The sequence below is a fragment of the Dietzia maris genome (assembly GCF_014144855.1).
GTDB lineage: Bacteria > Actinomycetota > Actinomycetes > Mycobacteriales > Mycobacteriaceae > Dietzia > Dietzia kunjamensis.
Genome location: NZ_JAALDN010000521.1, coordinates 1 through 8,919, shown reverse-complemented (window position 1 = coordinate 8,919; position 8,919 = coordinate 1). Strand labels below are relative to the sequence as shown.

The window sequence follows — 8,919 nt, the reverse complement described above, 5'->3', positions numbered from 1 at the left end:
GGGCGGGACCTGGCTCGCGGTGGCCCCGGGCGGACGGTTCTCGGCGGTGACCAACGTGCGCGAGCCCGGACCCGTGCTCCCCGCAGCCGCCTCCCGCGGCGAGCTGCCCATCGACGCGCTCACCGGGCCGGTGCCCGTCGCGGAGTTCGCCCACCACGTCGTCGACGACCTCGATCGCTACGGGGGCGTCAACCTCCTGGCCGGCGACCTCGACCGGATGTGGTGGGCGTCCAACCGCTCCACCCGCGGCCCGGTTGCGCTCGGCACCGGCGTCCACGGGCTGTCGAACGCCTCGTTGGACACCCCCTGGCCGAAGGTGGTGGGCGCGGTCCACGACGTCAGAGCGCTCATGGGCACCGACGTCATGACAGGCCCGGACTGGTCCGGGGCGCTGCTGGACGTGTTGGCCGATCGTCGCCCGGCGACACCGTGGACGATGCCGCGCACGGGCGTGCCGCTGACGCACGAGTGGCGACTGTCGTCGAGGTTCGTCCGCATCGGCCGGCGGTACGGCACCCGGTCGACCACCGCCGTGCGCGTCGACCAGCACGGCGTGGCCGACGTGGTCGAGCGCACGTGGGACGCCCGAGGACGCATCACGGGGACGGTCACCAGGCGCATCTGAGCCGGTGACCGCCCCCGCGGGCGGCTGGTTCCGACGCCGCTGACGCGGCGCGGGTGGTGCCTTCGGCCCTAGCCGACGGTCCAGGTGTTGCTGCCGTCGAGCAGCGCCTGCAGGTCCGTGGGTGAGGTCTCCTTGGCGGCGGCGACCTGGCCGCGGGCGAGGTCGTCGTAGGTGTCGCGGCGGACCTGCCGGATGATGCCGGTGACCGTGTACTCGAGGTCCTGGCTGGACAGGTTGGCCAGGGCGTGGGCGTAGGTCGGGTCGTCGGCGTGGGCGTCGTGGACGACGATGTCGGCCTCGTCCACGTCGGCGGTCGCGGCCACCGCGAGGGAGAAACCGCGGCGCACGACGCAGTGCTGGCCGTCGTCACCGAAGATGATCTTCTCGCCGTGGCGCACCGGGATCAGGTGGTCGCCGGCGTCCTCCTTGCGGAGCAGGTCGAAGGAACCGTCGTTGAAGATCGGGCAGTCCTGCAGGATCTCCACGAAGCTCGTGCCGCGGTGGCGTGCGGCCGCGTCGAGGACCTCGGTCAGGCCCTTGCGGTCGGAGTCCAGGGCGCGGGCGATGAAGGTGCCCTGGGCGCCGATCGCCAGCGACAGGGTGTTGAACGGGTGGTCCAGCGAGCCCATCGGGCTGGACTTGGTGACCTTGCCGGGCTCGGAGGTGGGCGAGTACTGGCCCTTGGTCAGCCCGTAGATCCGGTTGTTGAACATGAGGATGTTCAAGTTCACGTTGCGGCGCAGCGTGTGGATCAGGTGGTTGCCGCCGATGGACATGGCGTCGCCGTCACCGGTGACGACCCAGACCGACTGGTCGGGGCGTGCGGTGGCCAGGCCGGTCGCGATGGCCGGGGCACGGCCGTGGATCGAGTGCATCCCGTACGTCTCGAGGTAGTACGGGAAACGGCTCGAGCAGCCGATGCCGGAGATGAAGGTGATGTTCTCGCGCTTGAGCCCGAGCTTGGGCAACAGGGCGCGGATGGTGGCCAGGATGACGTAGTCGCCGCAGCCGGGGCACCAGCGCACCTCCTGGTCGGAGGTGTAGTCCTTGGGCTTCTGCGGAGCATCCGTCTTGGGCACGGACGCCAACGCGTCGAGCGGCAATGCGCTGCCGACGAGGCCGGATTCGGTGGTGGTCATGGGGTTCCTCTCCTCGCTCGCAGGTCAGCGGGTTCGGTTGGCGGTGGTGGTGCCGGTGGCGGTGTGCCCGATCCGCCGGTTGCGGGCCGCGGGCTCGCCGGTGGTGGTGATGACCCCGTCGAGCGCCAGGCGGTACTTGTCGTGCTCGGTGTGGGCGAGGCGGCCGGCGAACTCGGACTCGATGGCGGTCTGCAGCTCCTCGGCCGAGAACGCCATACCGTGCACCTTGGTGATGGGCTGGATGTCGGCGGGGAAGCGGGCCTTGAGCAGCATGGCGAGCTGTCCCAGGTTCATCTCCGGGACGAGGATCCGACGGTACTGCTCGAGCACCTCACCGATGTTGTGCGGCAGCGGGTTGAGGTGACGCACGTGGGCGCGGGCCACGCGGTGGCCGTTCGCGCGGGCGCGGCGTACGGCCTCGCCGATGGGCCCGTAGGACGAACCCCAGCCCACCACCAGCACGTCGGCCTCACCGGACGGGTCGTCGACCTCGAGATCGGGCACGTCGATGAGCGCGATCTTCAGGGCCCTGGTCCGGGTCATGAGGTCGTGGTTGTCGGCGGTGTAGGAGATGTTGCCGGTGCCGTTGGCCTTCTCCAGTCCGCCGATGCGGTGCTCGAGTCCGGGCTCGCCCGGGATGGCCCAGTCGCGCGCCAGCGTCTCCGGGTCACGGGCGTAGGGGAGGTACTCGGAGGCGGGCTTGCCGTCGTCGCCCTCGCCCTCGGCCTCGGGGGCCGTGGCGAAGTTCTTGTCGATCGCAGGCAGGGCGGCGACGTCGGGCAGCAGCCACGGCTCGGAGCCGTTGGCGATCGCGCCGTCGGACAGCACGATGACCGGGGTCCGGTAGGTGACCGCGATCCGGGCGGCCTCGCGGGCGATCTCGAAGCAGTCCGCGGGGGACTGCGGGGCGATCACCGCGACGGGGGACTCGCCGTTGCGCCCGAACAGGGCCTGCAACAGGTCGGACTGCTCGGTCTTGGTCGGCAGGCCCGTCGAGGGGCCGCCACGCTGGACGTCGATGACCACCAGCGGCAGCTCGGTCATCACGGCCAGGCCGATGGCCTCGGACTTGAGGGCCAGACCGGGACCGGAGGTGGACGTGACACCGAGGGTTCCTCCGTAGGAGGCGCCCAGTGCCGCGGCGACGCCGGCGATCTCGTCCTCGGCCTGGAAGGTCGTGACGTCGAACTGCTTGAGCTTGCTCAGCTCGTGCAGGATGTCCGAGGCCGGGGTGATGGGGTAGGTGCCCAGGAAGACGGGCATGTCGGCGGACCGGCCCGCGGTGACCAGGCCGTAGGCCATCGCCGTGTTGCCGGTGACCTGACGGTAGCGGCCCTCGGGCAGCTTGGCGGGGGCGATCTCGTACTCCGAGGCGAAGGCCTCGGTGGTCTCGCCGTAGTTCCAGCCCGCGTGCAGGGCGAGGATGTTGGCCTCGAGAATGGTCGGCTTCTTGCCGAACTTGTCCTTGAGGAAGTTCTCGATCGAGTCGACCGTGCGCCCGTACATCCACGTGAGCAGCCCCAGGGCGAACATGTTCTTGCAGCGCTCGGCGTCCTTCTTGCCGAGGTCGACCGACTCGACTGCACCGATCGTCAGGGTGCTCATCGCGACCTCGTGCACCTGGAACGCCTCGAAGGCCGGCGACCCCAGGGGGTTGGACTCGTACCCGACCTTGGTGAGGTTGCGCTTGGTGAACTCGTCGGAGTTGACGATGAGGATGCCGCCCGAGGGCAGGTCCTCGATATTGGCCTTGAGCGCCGCCGGATTCATCGCCACCAGCACGTCGGGACGGTCACCGGCGGTGAGGATGTCATAGTCCGCGATCTGGATCTGGAAGCTCGAGACCCCGTGGATCGTGCCCTGTGGGGCCCGGATCTCGGCGGGGTAGTTGGGCTGGGTCGCCAGGTCGTTGCCGAAGGCGGCGGCTTCGGAGGTGAACTGGTCACCGGCGAGCTGCATGCCGTCGCCCGAGTCACCCGCGATGCGGATGACCACCTTGTCCAGCTTGGTCTTGGACGAGTTGCCCACCGGTGCTGACCTCCAGAAAGTCGTGATGAATCGAGGCTTGTCGCGGCTCCCGTTCAGCCCTCGACGGTACGCCGATTCCGGCGCAGCCCGCGGCCACGACCGTGTGACCGGGACTGTAACAGGTTCCAGTTCGGCGACGTGGCTTCTTCCCTCACCCTAGACCGATCTGTCTATTGCTGCCAGTCGGGCGGTCCCCCCGCAGGAAAACCCCCCGGAACGCAGCGGAGATGAAAAACTCGTCATCATGCCCCACTTCTCACGACGCCTGGTCGCGTCCGCGACCGCAGCCCTCGTCGTCGTCGTACTACCACCCGTCGCCCCGGCCACGCCCGCACCCACCTCCACCCTGACCGGGGTTGACGTCGTGACCTGGACCCCGTGCCCCGCGGAGTCGGCGGCCGACGTCCTCCACCGCCTGCCCCGCCCCGACGTCCTGTGCGCCTCCGTCACGGTCCCCGTCGACCACGCCGACCCCGACGGTCGCACCGTGGGGATCGAGGTCCGCAGGATCACCGCCACGGGCGATCGTCAGGGGGCACTGTTCTCCAACCCCGGCGGGCCGGGAGGCGACGCCCGCACCCTCTGGTACACCGCACTCGACAGGGACGACGACTCCGCCGTCGACGAGATCCGTCGCACCCACGATCTGGTGATCGTGCAGCCCCGGGGCCTGGCGGGATCGGGCGCGCTCGAGTGTCTCCCCGGGCCGGAGGTGGAGGCCCCGGACCGTTCCGACCCCGACGACGACGACGACCTCAACGAGCAGGCCGCGCGGTGCATGGCCACCGACCCGGAGTTCGTGCGGTCCATCACCACGGAGAACGTCGTGCGCGACCACGAGGTGGTCCGCGAACGCATGGGCCTGGAGCGCATCTCCTTCCTCGGGTACTCCTACGGCACCGCGATCGGGATGATGTACCAGACCCTGTTCCCGCAGAGCCTCGACCGGATGGTGCTGGACTCCTCGGTCGGACCGTCCGAGACGTGGTGGTACGAGTTCCACCAGCGGCAGGCGGAGAATCGGCACCGGGCGCGCGACTACGTCCTCGCGTGGATCGCCGAGTACGACGACGTCTACGCGTTGGGGGACACCGCCCTGAAGGTGTACCGGCGGATCCACGAGCTCGACCTGTCGGAGGGGGCGGCCGCGGGCCGGTTCCTTCCGCCCCCCGCCGTGCCGGGCGATGACGCCCCGGGGTCGGTTCCCACCGGATCGCTGGCGGCGGGCTCCCTCGACGCCCTCAACACCGGGTCGGTGCGGGCGGAGAACGCCGCCGTCGCGTCCACCGGCGGGTTCGACTCGACGCCGGACGACGCCGTGGGCTACTTCCGGGTCCTCGACTTCTACAGCCGGTCCCCCGACGCCTGGCCCGACATCGCCTGGGCGATCTCGGCGAAGGTGCACGGCACGGCGCCCGACGTCGAGACACCGGAGGAGCTGGACGAGCGGATCGAGGAGGAGGCCGAGGAGCGCACCGGCCGGCCCCCGGTGACGTCCGACCAGGCCACCTACCTGAAGATCATCAACTGCAACGAGACCGCGCCGCCCCGGACGAACCTGGCGGCCCCGGCCCTGATCGGCAGCAGCGACCCGGCGGGTAGCACCGGCGAGGACGTGTGGGCGTTGACCGAGCAGACCCGATACTGCCTCTACCCGCCCTCCGCGGTCCCGCCGCGCATCGAGGCACGCGAGATGGCCGCGCCGCCCCTGATCCTCCAGGCCGACCACGACCCCAACACCCCGGGGATGTTCGGTCCGGCCACCGCCGACGCGACGGGAGGCACACTCGTCCGGATCCGGGGCACCGTGCACTGCCATTTCGACACCGGCAACGAGGCGGTCGACGAGATCGTCCTGCGGTATCTCGAGACCGGTCAGGCGGAACCCGGGCAGTATCTGGACACCCCGCGCCCCGCGCCGGGAAGCCCACCGTGGGTGCCGGAGGGGTGACTCGACGGTTCTCGTGGAGGGCATCCCGCCTGGTATGAATTCCTATAGAAGGGCCCCGGCACGCGTACCGTAGCCGGGACCGGTGGTCGGTGAAGGGCGTCGACGACGGAATCAGCGCAGGTTGGGAGCACTCCAGTGGCGAGCAAGAAGGCAGCATCGGGCGGCAAGCGGAGCCTGGTGATCGTCGAGTCCGCCACCAAGGCACGTAAGATCCAGCCCTATCTGGGGTCCGACTACGTGGTCGAGGCGTCGGTCGGACACATCCGCGACCTGCCCAAGGGCGCGGCCGACATCCCGGCCAAGTACAAGAAGGAGCCGTGGGCGCGGCTCGGGGTGAACCCGGACGACGACTTCGAGCCCATCTACGTCGTCAGCGCCGACAAGAAGAAGAAGGTCGCCGAGCTCAAGAAGGAACTCGCCGGCGTGGACCAGCTCCTGCTGGCGACAGACCCCGACCGTGAGGGCGAGGCGATCGCCTGGCACCTGCTCGAGGTCCTCAAACCCAAGGTGCCGGTCAAGCGGATGGTGTTCCACGAGATCACCAAGCCCGCCATCCTCGCCGCCGCCGAGAACACGCGCGAGCTCGACACCGACCTCGTCGACGCCCAGGAGACCCGCCGGATCCTCGACCGTCTCTACGGCTACGAGGTCTCCCCGGTGCTGTGGAAGAAGGTCATGCCGCGACTGTCCGCTGGCCGCGTGCAGTCGGTGGCCACCCGCGTGATCGTCGAGCGTGAGCGCGAGCGCATGGCGTTCGTCGCCGCGGACTACTGGGACATCACCGCGACCCTGGCCACGAAGGGATCCGCCGGCGGGGACGCCGGTGAACCCCGCAGCTTCACCGCCCGCCTCTCCGCCGTCGACGGCGCCCGGGTCGCGCAGGGCCGCGACTTCGGCCAGGACGGGCGTCTGAAGTCCACCGGCGCGGCCAAGGACTCCGTCGTCCTCGCCGAACCGGCGGCCCGGGCGCTGGCCGACGCGCTGACCGGTGCCGACTTCGTCGTCGACTCCGTCGAGTCCAAGCCGTACACCCGGCGCCCCTACGCGCCGTTCATGACCTCCACCCTCCAGCAGGAGGCCGGCCGCAAGCTGCGGTACACGTCCGAGCGCACCATGCGGATCGCGCAGCGACTGTACGAGAACGGCTACATCACCTACATGCGTACCGACTCCACCACCCTGTCCGAGGGCGGCATCGCAGCCGCCCGCGCGCAGGCCACGGAGCTGTACGGCAGCGACTACGTCTCACCCACGCCGAGGCAGTACACCCGGAAGGTCAAGAACTCGCAGGAGGCCCACGAGGCCATCCGGCCCGCCGGCGAGACCTTCGCCACCCCCGGGCAGCTCCACAGTGCCCTCGACGCCGAGGAATACCGGCTCTACGAGCTCATCTGGCAGCGCACGGTCGCCTCCCAGATGGCCGACGCGCGCGGCACGACCGTCAGCATCCGCATCAGCGGTGACGCCGGCGACAACGCCTCCGGCTACGAGCGCGCCACCTTCGCCGCCTCGGGCCGCACCATCACGTTCCCCGGCTTCCTCAAGGCCTACGTCGAGGCGACCGATGACCCGGCCGAGGGCTCGGAGAAGCAGATGGCGGACGACGCCGAGCGGCGCCTGCCCCGCCTCGACGAGGGACAGCAGCTCACCGGTACCGACCTGGTCCCCGACGGGCACACCACCAGCCCGCCCGCCCGCTACACCGAGGCGAGCCTGGTCAAGGCGATGGAGGAGATGGGCATCGGCCGCCCGTCGACCTATGCCAGCATCATCCGCACCATCCAGGACCGGGGATACGTCTACGTCCGCGGCAACGCGCTTGTCCCCAGCTGGGTCGCCTTCGCCGTGGTCGGACTGCTCGAGCAGAACTTCGGCCGGCTCGTCGACTACGACTTCACCTCGCTGATGGAGGACGAACTCGACGCGATCGCCGAGGGCCGCGAGAACCGGGACGATTGGCTGCGGCGCTTCTACTTCGGTGCCACCGAGGGGTCCGGCGACGAGGACAAGGCCAACTACGCCGTGGGGCTGAAGAACCTCGTCGACGTCAACCTCGAGGCGATCGACGCCCGCAGCATCAACTCGATCCGGGTGTTCGACGACTCCGAGGGCCGCCCGGTGCACGTCCGGGTCGGTCGCTACGGTCCGTATCTCGAGCGCATGGTCGCCGGCGAGGACGGCGCCGAGGAGTCCCAGCGGGCCAACCTGCCCGAGGGGATGAGCCCGGACGAGCTCACACTCGAGGTGGCCGAGAAGCTCTTCTCGACCCCTCAGGACGGCCGCCCGCTGGGCGTGGACCCCGAGACCGGACACGAGATCGTCGTCAAGGACGGGCGCTACGGCCCCTACGTCACCGAGAAGCTCCCCGAGGCCACCGACGCCGAGAAGGCGGTCTGGGCCAAGAAGGTGCTCGCCGACGCGGATGCGGAGAAGAAGCGGATCGACGCCGAGCGCGACGCCGCGATCGCCGCCGCCAAGGACGACGACGCCAAGGCTGAGGCCAAGAAGGCCGCGACCAAGGCCAAGGCCGCCGTGACCCGCCGGGCGAAGAAGGAGGCCGACAGCCCCACCGGGCCGAAGCCCCGGACCGGGTCGTTGATGCAGTCCATGGAGCCCGCGACGGTGACGCTGGAGGACGCGCTCAAGCTCCTGTCGCTGCCGCGCGTGGTGGGCGTCGACCCCACCAGCGGCGAGGAGATCACCGCCCAGCTCGGTCGCTACGGGCCGTACCTCAAGAAGGGCACAGACTCCCGGACGCTCGACTCCGAGGACGCGGTGTTCACGGTGACGCTCGAGGACGCGGTGAAGATCTACTCCGAGCCCAAGCGTCGGGGCCGGCAGGCCGCCGCCCCCAAGGCGCTGCGTGAGATGGGGGTCGACGAGGTCTCCGGCAAGCAGATGTTGGTCAAGGACGGTCGCTTCGGCCCGTACGTGACCGACGGGGAGTCCAACGCCTCCCTGCGCAAGGGCGACACCGTGGAGAGCCTCACCGACGCCCGCGCCTCCGAGTTGCTCTCGGAGCGGCGCGCCAAGTCGCCGCCGAAGAAGGCGCCCGCGAAGAAGGCTCCGGCCCGCAAGTCGCCGGCGAAGAAGACGGCGGCGTCGCGCCGCTGAGGCCCGCGGTCAGCGCGCCGGGTCGTCGGCCGGGCGCAGCGCCACGGAGCCGGCCTGCCACC

The 8,919-nt window shown here is 70.2% G+C and carries 5 protein-coding genes; 3 read left to right on the top strand and 2 right to left on the bottom strand.

From position 1 onward, the window contains the following. Positions 1-625: NRDE family protein (locus G6024_RS15590; RefSeq protein ID WP_159149120.1), on the top strand; the 625-nt coding region annotated here is incomplete at its 5' end. A 68-nt stretch (positions 626-693) separates the two neighbouring features. Here the strand turns inward: G6024_RS15590 and G6024_RS15585 are convergent. Continuing rightward, positions 694-1,764 carry a 2-oxoacid:ferredoxin oxidoreductase subunit beta gene (locus G6024_RS15585; protein WP_069388588.1) on the bottom strand — a complete coding sequence of 357 codons (1,071 nt, stop codon included), beginning with the start codon at positions 1,762-1,764 and terminating at the stop codon, positions 694-696. 24 nt (positions 1,765-1,788) lie between these two features. After that, a complete protein-coding gene (locus tag G6024_RS15580; protein ID WP_067711455.1) occupies positions 1,789-3,792 on the bottom strand; it encodes a 2-oxoacid:acceptor oxidoreductase subunit alpha in 2,004 nt (667 codons plus the stop codon). Positions 3,793-4,036: 244 nt separating this feature from the next. On the opposite strand from G6024_RS15580, the gene G6024_RS15575 reads away from it, so the two are divergent. Both G6024_RS15575 and topA read left to right on the top strand, forming a co-directional pair. Then, on the top strand, positions 4,037-5,743 hold the full coding sequence (locus G6024_RS15575; RefSeq protein ID WP_069388589.1) for an alpha/beta fold hydrolase: 1,707 nt from the start codon (positions 4,037-4,039) through the stop codon (positions 5,741-5,743). A gap of 135 nt (positions 5,744-5,878) precedes the next feature. After that, positions 5,879-8,857: a type I DNA topoisomerase gene (gene topA, locus G6024_RS15570; protein ID WP_067711464.1), complete on the top strand. Its 2,979-nt coding sequence runs from the start codon at positions 5,879-5,881 to the stop codon at positions 8,855-8,857. The last annotated feature ends 62 nt before the right edge of the window (positions 8,858-8,919 follow it).